Annotated in this window: 12 protein-coding genes, 1 tRNA gene and 1 pseudogene; 12 read left to right on the plus strand and 2 right to left on the minus strand. The window is 37.1% G+C overall.

All coding sequences use genetic code 11. The annotated features are described in order from the left end of the window. Positions 1 to 11: 11 nt before the first annotated feature. On the plus strand, positions 12 to 1,091 hold the full coding sequence (locus tag I2490_RS01700; RefSeq protein ID WP_334300392.1) for a branched-chain amino acid aminotransferase: 1,080 nt from the start codon (positions 12 to 14) through the stop codon (positions 1,089 to 1,091). Positions 1,092 to 1,271: 180 nt separating this feature from the next. After that, positions 1,272 to 4,721, plus strand: a complete 3,450-nt coding sequence (locus I2490_RS01705) for a pyruvate carboxylase (RefSeq protein ID WP_206458059.1) — start codon at positions 1,272 to 1,274, stop codon at positions 4,719 to 4,721. A 161-nt stretch (positions 4,722 to 4,882) separates the two neighbouring features. On the opposite strand, the pseudogene I2490_RS01710 reads toward I2490_RS01705, so the two are convergent. Next, a pseudogene (locus I2490_RS01710) lies at positions 4,883 to 6,246 on the minus strand (IS1182 family transposase). Between the two features lie 190 nt (positions 6,247 to 6,436). On the opposite strand from I2490_RS01710, the gene I2490_RS01715 reads away from it, so the two are divergent. Next, positions 6,437 to 7,063 (plus strand): thiamine diphosphokinase, encoded by a 627-nt coding sequence (locus I2490_RS01715; protein WP_206458060.1) that lies wholly within the window; start codon positions 6,437 to 6,439, stop codon positions 7,061 to 7,063. Positions 7,064 to 7,156: 93 nt separating this feature from the next. Here I2490_RS01715 and I2490_RS01720 read toward each other — a convergent pair. Beyond that, positions 7,157 to 7,243 (minus strand) — tRNA-Leu (locus tag I2490_RS01720). Positions 7,244 to 7,365: 122 nt separating this feature from the next. Here I2490_RS01720 and yajC point away from each other — a divergent pair. The 9 genes from yajC to hisS all read left to right on the plus strand — a co-directional run bounded on the left by yajC (position 7,366) and on the right by hisS (position 16,666). After that, the gene (gene yajC, locus I2490_RS16805) at positions 7,366 to 7,791 is read left to right on the plus strand and encodes a preprotein translocase subunit YajC (protein ID WP_206458061.1); all 426 of its coding nucleotides are present in this window, start codon (positions 7,366 to 7,368) and stop codon (positions 7,789 to 7,791) included. Between the two features lie 142 nt (positions 7,792 to 7,933). After that, a complete protein-coding gene (locus I2490_RS01730; RefSeq protein ID WP_206458062.1) occupies positions 7,934 to 8,317 on the plus strand; it encodes a TIGR04086 family membrane protein in 384 nt (127 codons plus the stop codon). A 140-nt stretch (positions 8,318 to 8,457) separates the two neighbouring features. After that, positions 8,458 to 9,738, plus strand: a complete 1,281-nt coding sequence (secD, locus tag I2490_RS01735) for a protein translocase subunit SecD (RefSeq protein WP_206458063.1) — start codon at positions 8,458 to 8,460, stop codon at positions 9,736 to 9,738. Beyond that, entirely contained in the window at positions 9,739 to 10,641 is a 903-nt protein-coding gene (gene secF, locus I2490_RS01740) for a protein translocase subunit SecF (RefSeq protein WP_206458064.1), read from the plus strand. It begins immediately after the preceding gene. Between the two features lie 11 nt (positions 10,642 to 10,652). Continuing rightward, the gene (locus I2490_RS01745; RefSeq protein WP_206458065.1) at positions 10,653 to 12,821 is read left to right on the plus strand and encodes a RelA/SpoT family protein; all 2,169 of its coding nucleotides are present in this window, start codon (positions 10,653 to 10,655) and stop codon (positions 12,819 to 12,821) included. A 96-nt stretch (positions 12,822 to 12,917) separates the two neighbouring features. After that, complete coding sequence (dtd, locus tag I2490_RS01750) at positions 12,918 to 13,367, plus strand: D-aminoacyl-tRNA deacylase (protein ID WP_206458066.1); 450 nt, start codon at positions 12,918 to 12,920, stop codon at positions 13,365 to 13,367. 11 nt (positions 13,368 to 13,378) lie between these two features. After that, positions 13,379 to 13,999: an MBL fold metallo-hydrolase gene (locus I2490_RS01755; RefSeq protein ID WP_206458067.1), complete on the plus strand. Its 621-nt coding sequence runs from the start codon at positions 13,379 to 13,381 to the stop codon at positions 13,997 to 13,999. Further along, positions 13,992 to 15,413: a coproporphyrinogen dehydrogenase HemZ gene (gene hemZ, locus I2490_RS01760; RefSeq protein ID WP_206458068.1), complete on the plus strand. Its 1,422-nt coding sequence runs from the start codon at positions 13,992 to 13,994 to the stop codon at positions 15,411 to 15,413. Before I2490_RS01755 ends, hemZ begins: the two co-directional genes overlap by 8 nt. Next, entirely contained in the window at positions 15,413 to 16,666 is a 1,254-nt protein-coding gene (gene hisS / locus I2490_RS01765) for a histidine--tRNA ligase (RefSeq protein WP_206458069.1), read from the plus strand. The genes hemZ and hisS overlap by 1 nt, the downstream gene beginning before the upstream one ends. The last annotated feature ends 31 nt before the right edge of the window (positions 16,667 to 16,697 follow it).

Here is a 16,697-nt window from a genome sequence, read left to right on the forward strand (position 1 = left end):
CAGGAAAGGATGTGACAACATTGGAAAATATAATAATAGAATTAACTAAGAATCCTAAAACAAGACCGATTGATGAGAATGCGTTGGATTTTGGAAGCGTTTTTTCGGACCATATGTTTATTATGGAATATGCACAAGGAAAAGGCTGGCATTCTCCTCGAATCGTTCCTTATGGACCAATTCCTCTCGAACCGGCCGCAATGTGTCTGCATTATGGACAAGAAGTTTTTGAAGGAATGAAAGCCTATCGTGCAGAAGATGGAACCATAAACTTATTTCGACCGGATGAAAATTTTAAACGTTTGAACTTATCCAATGATCGTCTGTGTATCCCGGAAGTAGATGTTGATTTTTGCATTGAAGCAACAAAAAAACTAGTGGAAGTTGATAAGGATTGGGTGCCAAGTGCTCCAAATACATCTCTTTACTTAAGACCTTTTATTTTCTGTCATGAACCAAATTTAGGGGTTAAAGCAGGTGATCAGTATCTATTTGTTATCATTGCATCCCCATCGGGACCATACTATAAAGAAGGTTTAAATCCTGTAAAAATCTATGTTGAAAACACGTATGTCCGTACAGTAAAAGGCGGTACGGGTATGGCGAAAACTGGTGGGAATTATGCGTCTAGCTTAAAAGCAGGCGTCGAAGCTCACGACCAAGGCTACAGTCAAGTATTATGGTTGGATGGAATTGAAAACCAATACATTGAAGAGGTTGGAGCTATGAATATTTTCTTCCGTATTGGAGATGAAGTCATCACACCGGAACTTTCCGGAAGCATTTTAGGCGGGATCACTCGTAAGAGTGTTGTTGCTTTGCTTCAAAAGGATGGATATAAGGTAAGTGAACGTCGAATCAGTATTTCTGAAGTAGAAGAAGCTCATAAAAATGGGCAACTGAAAGAAGTGTTTGGAACGGGTACTGCAGCCGTTATCAGTCCGGTAGGAATCTTAAAATATAACGATAACGTGATGGAAATCAACAATCAAGAAATTGGTGAATTAAGTCAATATCTTTATGATACATTAACTGGTATTCAGTGGGGTAAAACAGCCGGACCGGAAGGTTGGGTAGTAAAGGTTTGCTAGAAAAATATTTGTCATTTTCGTAAAAGAAAGAATATTATAAAGTTAAGGCCTACTTTTATTAGTAGGCCTTGCATTTTTTGGTGCGTTTTGATACAATATATAGATATATTATTTTTTTTGATGGAATAAAAATTCAACTTTTAAAGAGGAATTTTAAAATAAAAATAGAAAGGGGAAGTCATGAAAAAATTTAAACGTATTTTAGTTGCAAATCGTGGTGAAATTGCAATCAGAGTATTTAGAGCATGTAGAGATCTTGGCATCCGTTCGGTTGCCATTTATTCGGAAGAAGATAAAAACTCCTTATTCCGTACAAAAGCAGATGAGTCCTATCAGGTAGGAAAAGGAAAATCACCCGTTGAAGCTTATTTGGGAATGAGTGAAATCATTGAATTAGCAAAATCAAAAGGTGTAGATGCCATTCATCCTGGTTACGGTTTTCTTTCGGAAAACACAGAGTTTGCTCGCCTTTGTCAAGAAGAGGGCATTGAATTTATCGGTCCAACACATCAAATGATGGAGCGTTTGGGCGATAAGATTCAATCTAAGATTGTAGCACACGAGGTAGGGGTACCTACCATTCCTGGTGTTGATGAAGCTATCAAATCTGAAGAAGATGCACTGAAGTTTGCAGAATTCTGTGGTTATCCGGTTATGCTAAAGGCAGCCGCAGGCGGCGGCGGTCGTGGTATGCGTATTGTAAGAGATGAAAAGGATTTAATTCCGGAATTTAACAGTGCGCAAAGCGAAGCAAGAAAAGCATTTGGTATCGATGATATCTTTATTGAAAAATATGTAGAACGTCCAAAGCACATTGAAGTTCAAATTTTAGGTGATAAATTCGGTAATGCTGTGCACTTACATGAAAGAGATTGCTCCATTCAGAGACGTCATCAGAAAGTAGTAGAATTTACTCCGGCTCTTTGTATTACGGAAGAACAAAGACAAGCAATATGTAATGATGCATTAAAAATAGCACGTGCTGTAAATTATCAAAGCGCAGGTACTGTTGAATTTTTATTGGATAAAGATGGGAAACATTATTTCATTGAAATGAATCCTCGTATTCAAGTAGAACATACGGTTACAGAGATGGTAACCAACATTGATATCGTACAGGCTCAAATTCTCATAGCACAGGGACATAAACTAGACTCTGAGGAAATCGGCATCAAATCTCAAAACGATATCAAACCAAGGGGCTTCTCAATCCAATGTCGTGTAACAACTGAAGATCCTACAAATCAATTCGCTCCAGATACCGGAATCATTGATGTATATCGTACGGGATCAGGATTTGGTATTCGACTCGACGGCGGCAACGGTTTTACCGGAGCAACGATTACCCCTTATTATGACAGCTTACTTGTTAAAATTACATCTTTAGGGAGAACATGGAAAGACGCTGTCAATAAATCCAGCCGTGCGCTTGATGAATTAAAAATCAAAGGTGTTAAAACAAATATTACCTTCCTCATGAATGTTCTTCATAGTAAAGAATTCATTGAAGGAACTTGTGATACAGGTTTTATAGGAGATCATCCTGAATTATTAAATATTAAAGCCAGTCAAGATAAAGAATTAAAGGTACTTCGATTCCTCGGCAATAAAAGCATTAATGAGACTAAAGGCAACAAGCCTCAATTTGATGTACCACATGTTCCTAAATTTGATTCAAGTCAATTGGAAGGATTATCCGGAACAAAACAAATTTTGGATAAAGAAGGACCAGAGAAACTTTCTCAGTGGGTATTGGATCAAAAACGTTTGCTGCTCACAGATACAACAATGCGTGACGCACAGCAATCTCTGATGGCAACACGAGTAAGAACGATTGATATGACTAAAATTGCTCCTGCTGTTTCCTATTATGGAAAAGACTTGTTCTCTTTAGAAATGTGGGGCGGTGCGACCTTTGACGTTGCTTATCGTTTCTTAAATGAAGACCCATGGGAACGTCTTGCGCTTCTTCGTGAAAAGATTCCTAATGTATTGCTTCAAATGTTAATACGAGGAGCAAATGCGGTTGGATATAAAAACTATCCGGACAATGTCGTTCGTAAATTTGTACAGGAAGCTGCAAAGGCAGGAATTGACGTATTCCGTGTATTTGACTCATTAAATTGGATTCAAGGTATGGAAGTAGCTATGGATGAAGTTCGTAACCAAGGTAAGGTTGTCGAAGCTTGCGTTTGCTACACTGGAGATATCTTGGACGAAAAGAGAGACAAATACAGCTTAAACTATTATCTTAAGATGGCAAAAGAATTAGAAAAACGTGGGGCAAACATACTTGCGATCAAAGATATGTCCAGCTTACTCAAGCCAATGGCAGCGCATAAGCTGATTACGGCATTGAAAAATGAACTATCTATCCCTGTACATTTGCATACGCATGATACAAGTGGTAATGGTGGAGCAACAATACTAATGGCAGCTATGGCAGGCGTAGATATTGTTGATACAGCGTTTAATGCTTTCGCGGGACTTACCAGTCAGCCGGCATTGAATTCCATTGTAGCTGCTCTTGAAAATACAGAACGTGCAACGGGACTGCCTTTAGATGGCATGCAGGAAATCTCGAACTATTGGAATTCTGTACGACCGGTTTACAGCCAATTTGAATCGGAATTAAAGGGTGGTACCGCTGAAATCTATAAATATGAAATGCCTGGAGGACAATACTCCAACCTACGTTCACAAGTACAGAGCTTTGGTTTGGAACATCGTTTCCAAGACGTAAAGGAGATGTACAAGATTGTAAACGAAATGCTCGGAGACATTGTTAAAGTAACTCCTTCTTCAAAAGCAGTTGGAGACATGGCAATCTTTATGGTGCAAAATGATCTAACAGAAGAAAACATTTACGATAAAGCAAAGGACATGGACTTCCCGGATTCTATCGTATCTTATTTCGAAGGTATGATGGGTCAGCCGGAAGGTGGCTTCCCAGAAAAACTTCAAAAACTAGTATTAAAGGATCGTACCGCAATTACAAATCGACCTGGAGAATTACTTCCGGATGAAGATTTTGATATGATTCTTGCCCATTTAAAAGAAAAATTCGGTATCGATGCAACGGACAAAGATGTATTAAGCTATGCATTGTATCCAAAAGTATTTGAAGATTTCCTAAACAACCAGAAAAAAGAAGGAAGCTTTAAATACATGGGAAGTGATATTTTCTTCCATGGCTTGGAAGAAGGCGAAACTTGCGAAGTTAAGATTGAAGAAGGAAAAGTTCTTGTTATAAAGCTTTTAGAAATTAAAAATGCAGATGCGGACGGAAACCGTGAAGTGGTATTCCAAGTTAATGGTATCACTCGATCGGTTGTTATCAAAGATAAAGAAGCAAATACAAAAGCAAGTAAACAATCCATTTTAATTGCAGATAGTGACGATGATCATGAAATCGGTGCGAATATCCCTGGCAACATTATCAAACTGTTGGTGAAAGAAGGGGATGAAGTGAAAGCCGGACAGCCGATTGCGGTAATTGAAGCAATGAAGATGGAAACCAACATCATTGCCATCATTGATGGAGTAATCGACAAAATATATGTAAAAGAAGGACAGCAAGTGGTGTCCGGTGAGTTGATTGCAAAAATGAAAAAAGAAAAAGCAGAATAATAAATAACTGTTACTTTAAAATGATAAAATGCAAGTCCAATAGGACTTGCATCAGACTGTAGACAAAATACCTTGCTAAATTTATATTCTTATAATTTCTGCAAGGTATTTTCTATTTTTTCTATAAAGCTTTTAAAAAAAGAAAAAATAAAAGGATATCTCTATGCCATTTGATTCCTTCTTTCAGATTTATGAATCCATGTTGCTAGTTTTTTTAGATTCATGGACGCAAAAAGAAGATTCAGTTCCATTTCTATCTTCTGAATCCCTCGATATTGTGTATAACGCATATTATGTTTTTCTTTTGCATCGGCAAAGACTCGCTCAATGGTTTGACTCCGTAGTTTGTAAAGATCTCGATACTTTGGAGTATGACGAATGTCCTCACATTGCTCTATGTAGTTTTCCCATATATGACGTGTGACTACTTTTACATGGTCTTTACTTGCTGTGCATTCTGATAAGGAAGGGCAACTCTTGCAAATTTCTCCTTTACTCTTATATTCCCGATACCCTTCTCTATTTGTTGTAGTATAGTTTAACACTTGGTTTTCTGGGCATACAAAGCAATCATAGTATTCATCATAAGCATATTCGTGTTTTTTAAAATAACCATTTTTTGTCATAGGTCGTTTGTATGGTAGGATAGGAATTCGTTTATCTTTGAGTATTTCTCTAGCAATTGCAGGTGTTTTATATCCGGAATCCATTACAATATTTTTTACACCTTTATATCTTTTTACTTTTTCATAAATCTTTGGGAATGCAACTGAGTCATGTACATTTCCTGGATTTGTATGAAAAGCAAGTATGTAATTGTTTCGATCGCAAGCTACATTTGCAGCATAAGCAAATACTACCTTATGCTTTCCTTTATGAAATACGCCGCAATCCGGATCTACGGTACTTTTCTTGATTACTTTTGTCTTTTCTTTGGCTTCCGTTTTTTTTTACAAGCTTGTTTTCCTCGTTCAATGCGATCTTCGTTAATTTCTTTCATTAGTTCTTTTTCATAGTATTTAACGGATTCCAAAACGGTTTCTTTTTCACTGTTATGGTTATTTGCACTTGCTTTAATATGTGTACCGTCAATGAAAATGCTTTCTGAATTAATGAATTCATATTCCATGATTTCAGCAATGACTCTTTGAAAGATTTGTTCGAATAAGTCAGTATTTTGAAACCGACGAGAGTAGTTTTTACCAAAGGTAGAAAAGTGAGGAATTTCTTCCTCTAAACTATAACCAAGATACCATCGATAAGCTACATTCGTTTGAATTTCTTTAATGGTCTGTCTCATGGATCGAATACCAAAGGTATATTGAATGAGGGTAATTTTAATTAAGACAACAGGATCGATGCTTTCTTTTCCCACATCAGAATACAAATCTTTTACAAGGTCATAAATGAAAGAGAGATTAATCGCAGTATCTATCTTACGAATAATATGATCTTGTGGAACAAGAGAATTCAAGGTTACCATTTGAAATTGATCACGACCTAATAAATCTTTCTTACCCATCATAAAGCAAATACCTCCATGTATTTATACATATATTTTACCATAAATACAATAAAATGTATTACATTATGTAAAAAAAACTGTAGGCAAAGATAGAGATATCCTTGTCTACAGTCTGATGCAAGTCCAATAGGACTTGCATTTTTATTTTCGGAAAGGTAGAATGGAGAAAATAAATCTGTGGAGGGCATCCATGAAAAGATGTATCATCATAACCGCATATCTCAAAAAATCCATTCGACAATCTTTGCGTCTTCATGACGATGATTTTATTATTTGCGCTGACGGTGGCTATGAATTGGCGAAAAAAGAAGGAATCGTACCCCATATCGTCATTGGTGATTTTGATTCCGGAAATGCACCGGAAAAAGATTCAGAAACCGTCATTCATGTACCGGTTGAAAAAGATGACACGGATACTCTTTTGTGTTTAAAATATGGAATTGAAAAGGGATTTCATGTTTTTGGCATCGTAGGTGGAATTGGAGGGCGTTTGGATCACACGATAGCGAATTTACAAGCACTTTCCTATGGCTGTGATTTAGGAAAATACGTCGTACTTTTAAATGGAAATAACGTTGTTACGATGCTTAATCCCGGTACCATTCAAATTCAGAAAAGAAAAGGATATAAGCTTTCTTTGTTTTCGTATACAGAGTATTGTAAAAATGTAACCATAAAAGGAGTGAAGTATCCTTTAACGAATGCTTTGCTTGATCATAGCTTTCCAATTGGTGTAAGTAATGAAATTCTTGAAGAAGAAGCAACCCTTTCTTTTGATAAAGGAAAACTTCTGGTTATGTTTAGTAGGGACAACTAAGATACTGGTTGTGAATATAAAATTAAGTTATTAAAATAGTATAAGAACATATAGAAAAAGACACAGTATTTATTAAATACTGTGTCTTTTATTTGGTGCCGGCGATCGGGGTCGAACCGATACGGTGTTGCCACCACGGGATTTTGAGTCCCGCACGTCTGCCAATTCCATCACGCCGGCGCAACATAATTATAATAGCATAACTAAAAAGAGAAATCAAGTATTAAATGTATAAAAAAACCTTTTCTTTTTGTGCAATATAATATATAATTTTGATTGTAGGTTGAAAAGGAGGATTCGTTATGAACAATGCACTTGCAGCGCAATTTATTCCTTTAGTGCTTTTGATTGTCGTTATGTATTTCTTATTGATCCGTCCGCAAAAGAAGAAGGAAAAACAAGTAGCGGACATGCGTAATAGCATCAAAGTCGGAGATGACATTGTGACCATTGGCGGTATTTATGGTAAGGTTGTCAAAGTAAAGGATGAAAGGCTTACCATTCAGGTTGGCGCAGACAAAACAAAATTTGAAATTACGAGATGGGCTGTTTCTAAAATAGAAAATGAAGCTCCAAAATCTAAGGCAAAGCTTGCTGAAGAAGAAGTGGAAGGAACGACGAAAAAAGCACTTCCAAAGAAGCTGAAAAAGCTTGGTACAGAAAAAGATTCTGTAGAACCAAGTGTGGAGCCGGAATTGAGCGAAAAAGAATCAGAAGAAAATAAATAATCGAAACGTAATTTAACATTGAAAAACAAGGCTTTGTCCTTGTTTTTTTTTGAATAAAAATCTAACGGGAGACGTATGCTGTAGTGCGAGAACTTTTATAGCAGTCGCGGTAAATTAGCCGCGATGCAGAAATGGAGGCAATATGAAAGGTATAGCATTACAAAACTACATTACAAGAGGTATGAAGGCCTTTATCTTTTCCTTCCTATTGTTTTTTGTTTTGTTTACACTTCTTGCAGTATTGTTAATGTTTACAGCACTGCCGGAAAAAGGGATGCCATATTATATTTTGGCAATCTGTGGGATAACTTGCTTTTTTATTGGACTGCAATCAGGAATTGTGTTCAAAAAGAGAGGGCTTATTTTTGGAGCATTGTTTGCCGGTGTTTTACTTTTAAGCATTCTACTCCTTAGTTTTGTTCTATCCGGAATGGAAAACTCAATTTTTCTTTTACGCCTGCGATATGTGCCATGTATTGTTCTTGGAAGTCTAGGCGGGATGGTTGGTGTAAATCTTAAAATTTAAAGGAAAAGTGGCATTTCAAGTCATGTTTTACTTGTAGAAGTTACAAAAAAGTAGTAAAATATTCTGTAGCATTCAAATAATTTGAAGCTTATCGAGCGGAAAACTTCGCAAAAAATACGTAAGAGAAGGTGAATAAAAGAATGAAAAAAACATTAGCAATCGTCCTGGCGATTCTCATAGCCGGATGTTGGTTTGTTACCTTTATGGGTATCGGATCATTTGCGCCTATTAAAGACCAGCTAAAATTGGGTTTAGACTTAAAGGGCGGTGTTTCCGTAGTCATGGAGGCGCAAACAGATGCGACCGGTTCCGAGTTAAAAACATTGATGCAGCAAACACAGGCCATCATTGAAAAAAGAGTGAATCAGATGGGATTGTCAGAACCGGTTGTAACCATAGAAGGAGAAAAACGTATCCGTGTGGAGTTGCCAGGTGCAGATGATGCTGATCAAGCAATCAAACAAATTGGTAAAACTGCACAATTACAGTTTATTATGGCAGACGGTACGGTTGTATTAGATGGCAGCCAAGTAAAAGATGCCGGAGTTGCAAAAAATCAAGGAAAAAACGACATATCACTTGACACAGGTTATGTGGTTACATTGGAATTTAACGCAGAAGGTTCCAAAGCCTTTAAAGCGGCAACCGAACGAATTGTAAATAATCAAGTAACTTCAACCGTTCCAGGAATGGAAGCAAATCAAATTATGATTCTTTTGGATGGACAAGTGCTTTCCAATCCAAAGGTAACACAAATTATTTCTGGACAAGCAGAAATTTCAGGTAATTTCACAAATGAAGCAGCTGCGAACTTAGCCGTTTTGATTCGTGGCGGTGCATTACCAGTCGGACTGGAAGAAGTTGATACGACTACAGTAGGTCCAACTTTAGGAATTGATTCCCTAAAAGGCAGTGTACTTGCAGGAATGATTGGTGTTGCATTGATCATAGTATTTATGATTGCCATGTATCGTGTTATGGGACTGGCGGCAGACATAGCACTGCTTTTATATATATTAATTGTTCTTTGGGTAATGGCAGCTTTCAACGCTGTACTGACTTTACCTGGTATTGCAGGTATGATTTTAGGTGTTGGTATGGCAGTTGACGCAAATGTTATTATCTTCTCCAGAATTCGAGAAGAAGTTAAAAACGGAAAGAGCATTCGCGTTGCTGCGCACGAAGGATTTAAGCGAGCAATGTCTACGGTAATTGATTCACAAGTTACAACTATGATTGCTGCAGTCGTTTTATACCAGTTGGGTTCCGGCCCGGTTCGGGGATTTGCCATGACTCTAATGATCAGTATTGTGGGCAGTATTTTTACCGCTGTTGTTATTACACAGCTTTACCTTTCCATTTTCGCTGAGAGTAAGACCTTTGGAAATAATAAATTTTTTGGTATAAAGGAGGTGCAATAAATGTTTGAATTTAAAAGAGAGTTCTCCTTTATTAAATATAGAAAGATTATTTATATCATTTCCCTTGTATTAATTATAGGCGGAATTGGGACAGGTTTAATTCGAGGCTTTAATTATGGAATTGATTTTACCGGCGGTACTCGTATTCAATTCGATATGGGACGTGAAGTTGCGATTGATGATGTGAAAGCCGTATTAAAGGAAAATAAGATTCAAGCTGATGTACAGCATGCGGGAGAAGACAACGATCAGATTGTTTTAAAAACCGTACAAGCATTAGATAATGCTGCTCGAACAAAGTTCTATGAAGATATGTATAAAACCTTTGATTTAGATAAAAGCAGTGTAGTAAATGCACAGTTGATTGGTCCATCGGTTGGAGAATTACTAAAGAAAAATGCAGTGAAAGCTGTTTTGATTGCTGCAGTGTGTATGTTAATTTACATTATCATTCGTTTTGAATGGAAATTTGGTGTGGCATCAATCGTTGCACTGCTGCACGATGTTTTAATGTTAATTGCGTTTTATGGATTTTTCCATGTGAGTATCAACAATCCATTTATTGCAGGTATGTTGATTGTCGTTGGATATTCCATCAATGATACCATCGTAGTATTTGATCGTATTCGTGAAAATTTAAAATATATGAAGAAAAAGAAGTTAGAAGAATTAATTGATAAGAGTATCAATCAAACTTTAGTTCGTTCCTTAATGACATCCATCACGACCATATTAGTTATCATTCCGCTTTATATTTTATGCGGAGATACTATTCGTGAATTTGCATTACCTTTGATGGTAGGTATTACGGCAGGTGCGTATTCCTCCATTGCAATTGCAAGTCCTTTCTACTATGATCTAAGCAAATTAACAGAAAAGAAATCGAAATATAAAGGAAAGTAAGGGATTTTCTTATGATGGAGCAATTCTTAAACTATCTGCTGAATGTAAACCCAAATTATGATTTAGATATCATAGAACGAGCTTACAAAATCGCAGAAAAGCAGCATGAAGGCCAATTCCGGAAATCAGGCGAACCATACCTGATTCATCCGGTTGAAGTGGCTAAAATATTGGCAGATTTAGGCATGGACGAAAGTACAATTGTTGCAGGTCTGCTTCATGATGCCGTCGAAGACACTCCATACACACAAGAAGATTTAAAAAGAGATTTTGGTGAGGAGGTTGCTTTGCTTGTGGATGGAGTAACCAAATTAGGTTCTCTTGTTTATGAAAGCAAAGAAGAAAGACAGGCTGAAAATCTTCGTAAAATGTTTTTAGCTATGTCAAAGGACATTCGTGTGCTGATTATTAAGCTGGCGGATCGTCTGCACAATCTCCGAACCATCAATTATATGACCGAAGATAAAATCATTGAAAAATGTAAAGAAACCCTTGAAATTTATGCACCGCTTGCAAGTCGTTTGGGTATATACACGATAAAATTTGAAGTGGAAGACATTGCATTAAAAATGTTAGAACCGGAAGCTTATTATAAGCTGGTTACAGAAGTTAAGATTAAAAAACAACAGCGGGAAGAAAATATCAATCACGTAATGGATGAAATTCGTCAATGTTTGGATGGGTTGAACATTTCTTATGAAATTACCGGAAGATCAAAGCATTTTTACAGTATATATCGTAAAATGAAATATCAACATAAACAGTTGGATGAAATTTTTGATTTAACAGCCGTTCGAATTATTGTAGATACTATAAAGGACTGCTATGCAGTTTTGGGTATTGTTCATACTATGTGGAAGCCTCTTCCGGGTCGTTTCAAGGATTACATTGCGATGCCAAAACCAAATCGCTATCAATCCTTGCATACAACCGTTTTAGGAGATAACGGAGAACCGTTTGAAATTCAAATTCGAACAAAAGAAATGCATAAGATTGCCGAATACGGTATTGCTGCACACTGGAAATATAAAGAAAGTATTTCACAAGAGAAAGAAGAAGTAAAGCTGGCATGGCTTCGTCAAACGTTAGAATGGCAAAAAGACTTAAACGATCCAAAAGAATTTATGGAGACTTTAAAGGTGGATTTGTTTTCAAATCAGGTTTTCGTTTTTACTCCAAAGGGAGATATTATAGAACTTCCGGCAGGTTCAACACCACTTGATTTTGCATTTAAAATTCACTCGGCAGTTGGTGCAAAATGCATTGGAGCTAAAGTAAACGGTAAAATGGTTCCCATTGACTATACGTTATCCAATGGACAAATTGTTGACATTGTAACTTCTTCAAACAGTAAAGGTCCAAGCATCGATTGGTTAAAAATTGCAAAGAGCAATACTGCAAGAAATAAGATTCGTGCTTGGTTAAAGAAAGAAAACAAGTCAGAAACCTCCGACAAAGGAAAAGAAATGTTGGAGAAATACGCAAAGCGTAAGGGATATGACCTGCAGCAAATTTTAAAAAATCAATATATCAATAAAGCTGCAAAAGCTTTAAACTATTCAAATACAGAAGATTTATATACAGCAATTAGTTATGGTGGTGTCATTCTCAGTAAGGTTATGGTAATGCTGGAGGGGTATTATCATGAAGAAAAACAAGCTGAGTTAAAGAAAAAAGAAAAAGAACAAGCTAAGCTGGAAACAAAAAGAAAACAACGCAAGATAAACCCAACAGGCGTTACGGTTGAAGGTATGGATAATCTTTTGATCCGTTTTTCAAAATGTTGTAATCCAGTTCCGGGTGATGAAATTGTCGGTTTTATCACAAAAGGACGTGGTATTTCTGTGCATCGTAAGGATTGTATCAATATTTTAACTTTACCGGAAGACGAACGAAAGCGCTTTATTCATGTTGAATGGGATCGTGACAAAAAAGATTTGTCATACGATGTGGATATTAGTATTTTATCGGAAGATAGAAAGGGATTGTTTTCCGATCTTTCTCGTGTCTGCGAGGATATGGATGTTCACATTACCGGAGTAAATGCGAAGAGTGCAAGGGATCGAATTGTCAATATTACAATGACGCTATCCATTTCAAATACCAACCAAATGGAGAAGGTATTACGTTCGCTGCGTTCCGTACAGGGTGTTGCGGATGTATATCGTACAATCACTTAGAAATAAACGATAAGAGTTTTCAATGATCCAATTCTTATCGATAGAAAATAAATATAAATAATCATAAAATGCTGATTAAAGTAAGAGGAGGAGTTTGTGAGAGCAGTTGTACAAAGAGTTCTGCGGTCAAGCGTTACAGTTGATGATAAAGTTACCGGCTCCATTGAAAAAGGACTGATGGTTCTTCTCGGTGTAGAAGATGACGATGAAATGACTGATGTAACATATATGGCTGATAAGATTACGGGACTTCGTATCTTTGAAGATGAAGAAGAAAAAATGAATTTATCCATCAAGGACGTAGGAGGGGATATCTTAGCGGTATCTCAATTTACGCTTTTTGGAGATTGTAGAAAAGGAAAGCGACCAAGTTTTATTAAAGCGGCCCGTCCGGAAAAGGCAAACAGCCTTTACCGCGCCTTCATCGACGCATGTAAAGGATATGGGGTGCATGTTGAAGAAGGCGTTTTTCAAGCGGACATGCTGGTCCGCATAGAAAATGACGGACCGGTAACGGTTCTTTTAGACAGTAAAAAACTATTTTAAAGGAGAAAGGTATGATTGTAAAAGGATATTACAGCGGTGCATTGCAAGTAAACTCTTACCTTGTCTATGATGAGGAAACAAAAAAAGGTTTTATCGTAGATCCAGGTGGTGTCAATGCTGGTTTGCTTCAGAAGGTTGAAGAAGAAGACATAGACATTTTATATATTGTGTTAACACATGGTCATGGAGATCACATTGGCGGTGTTGGTGTTCATCAACAAGCATTTCCGAAAGCAAAGCTTGTTGCCAGCAAGAAAGAAGAAGATTTCTTAAAGGACCCGTCTTTAAATTTTTCAAAAGAAACCTGTGGTGTAAGCCTTTCTCTTGAAGCTGATTTATATGTAGAAGAGAAAGATACCTTAAATGTTGGCAATTTGGTGCTTCATTTTATTGAAACACCGGGACATACTCCGGGTGGAATGTGTATTTTGGTAGAGGATTGTCTATTTAGCGGAGATACTCTCTTCGCACAATCCATTGGAAGAACGGATTTTCCTATGGGTTCTTTCCCACACCTAATTGAATCTATAAAAACAAAGCTATTTTTACTTCCGGAAGACACAAAAGTATATCCGGGACATATGGGAAGTACAACCATTGGTTACGAAAAGAGGCATAATCCATTTGTATAAAATTGACTGCAATGAAATAAAAAATAAATATGAGCTGGAAGAACTGGTGAAAATGTTTCTTAAACCAAATGATTATGTTTTATTTAACAATGAAACTGTACAGAATTCTTTAGAGGAAAAAAACTCAAACGAATCAGTTTGGAAAGAAATACAGATTCCGGATGGAATAACAGATAAGAATGAAGGAAAGCGCTATCTCTTTGAAAAATTAAGTGCAGAAACAGGAATGCATCCGGATTGGGGAATTTTAACCGGTGTAAGACCTGGAAAATTAGCTGGAGAATACTTAAAAAAAGGTAAGAACTTTCAAGAGATTCGAACACTTTTCAAAAATTTTTACTATGTGTCCGATGAAAAAATAGACTTATTGATTGATTTATGCGAAAACCAAAAACGTGTTTTTGCTAATTGTGAAAAAAAAGATGTGGGTATCTATATTGGTATTCCTTTTTGCCCAACTCGGTGTGTCTATTGTTCCTTTACTTCAAATCAAGCAACCGAGGAGAAAATAAACTGGTATTTGGATGCTTTATTGAAAGAGATTGCTTACGTTGGAAAACGTATGAAGGAAAGCGGAATCTTTGCAGAATCCATTTATATCGGAGGGGGTACACCAACTACCTTATCGACAGAAGGACTTAAAAAATTGCTTTTTATTGTTTCAATGCATTTTGACTTATCTCATTTAAAAGAGTTTACCGTTGAAGCAGGGCGCCCCGATACCATTACTAAGGAAAAACTGCAAGTCATTTCCGACTTTCATGTGGATCGCATCAGCATCAATCCGCAATCTATGAAACCAAGAACCTTAGAGTTGATTGGGCGTTCGCATACTCCAGAGCAAATTGTGGATGCATTCGCTATGGCGAAGGATATTGGAATCGAGCACATAAATGCAGACTTAATTGCAGGACTTCCCGAAGAAGAGCCAGAGGATTTTGAAGAGAGTTTACGTCAAATCATAAAGCTTGCGCCACAAAACATCACCGTCCACACGTTGGCAGTTAAGCGAGCATCCAGATTGATTGATATGGATGCAGAATATCACTATCATCAGGGCGAGCGTGTCCGAAAAATGTTAGACATTTCAAAACAATTAATGGAAGATAACGGATATGTTCCTTATTATATGTATCGACAGAAGCATATGAGCGGAAATTTTGAGAATGTTGGATATGCAAAACCAAATACAGAAAGTATTTATAACATTCGCATCATGGAGGAAAATCAAACCATCATAGCTTTGGGAGCCGGTGGAATTAGTAAAGTGTATTTTCCAGATGAAAATCGCTTGGAACGTGTGCCGAATGTTTCAAATTATGAAATCTATGTAGAACGCTTGGATGAAATGCTCGAACGTAAAGAAAAGGGTATTTTTATTCCTTTAAAAGCAGAAGAAAACGGAGGTATTTAATGATTACAAACATTCCTAAGGGAACGAAGGACGTGTTGCCTTCTCAAGTATATAAATGGCAGTATGTAGAACGTACATTCAGAGAACTTTGCAGTAAATACCATTTTAAAGAAATTCGTACGCCAATTTTTGAACATACGGAATTGTTTAAACGAAGCGTTGGGGATACGACTGATATCGTAGAAAAGCAAATGTATTCTTTTGATGATTACGGCGGAAGAAATTTAACACTCAAACCGGAAGGTACGTCACCGGTTGTAAGAGCATTTGTAGAAAATAAATTATTTGCGGAAGTACAGCCTTCCAAATACTATTATGTAACTCCGTGCTTTCGCTATGAAAAGCCGCAGTCCGGCCGCCTGCGTGAATTCCATCAGTTAGGAATTGAAACCTTTGGTGCGGCAAATATGATGGCTGATGCCGAAGTCATTGCACTGGCAATGGATTTCTTAGACGAACTGGGTATCAAGGATTTGGAGCTTCGCATCAACAGCATCGGTTGTCCAAATTGTCGTCAAAAATACAGAGAAGCATTGCAGGCATTCCTAAAACCAAACTATGACGCTTTTTGTGATACCTGTAAAAGTCGTTATGACCGTAATCCGATGCGTATTTTGGATTGTAAATCTCCGGTTTGTCAAGAATTAGTCCAGGGTGCCCCAAAGATGCTGGATTATCTTTGTGATGAATGTGCTGACGCTTTTTCTGAAGTACAGAGCAATTTAACAGCGATGGAAATTCCTTACCTTGTGGATCCGGGTATTGTACGTGGTTTGGATTACTATACAAAAACCGCATTTGAAATTGTATCCAATTCGATTGGGGCACAGGGTACGGTTTGCGGAGGCGGACGTTACGATCACCTTGTAGAGCAAATCGGCGGACCAGAAACACCGGGTGTTGGATTTGGACTTGGGATTGAACGTTTACTATTAGTCATGGAGGCAGCAGGCATCTCTTTTCCGGAAGAAGAGACTACCGATGTATTTATTGCAGTAATGGGAGAACGCGGTAAAAACTTTGGATTAAAGTTAATGCATGATCTGAGAAAAGAAGGAATTATGGCTGCAATGGATGTTGTTGGACGAAACTTAAAAGGTCAATTCAAGTATGCCGATCGTTTGCATGCGAAATATACCATTGTCATCGGAGATAATGAGCTTGATAAGGGAATAGTATCGCTTAAAAACATGAAAACCTCAGAACAGAAAGAAATTGCCATTGATGCAATTCGAAACGAAATAAATTTTTAGAATTCAGTTTATACTAAAATAGAGGAGATAC

Origin of the sequence: Anaerovorax sp. IOR16 (assembly GCF_017168145.1) — a bacterium.
Taxonomy (GTDB): Bacteria; Bacillota; Clostridia; order Peptostreptococcales; family Anaerovoracaceae; genus IOR16.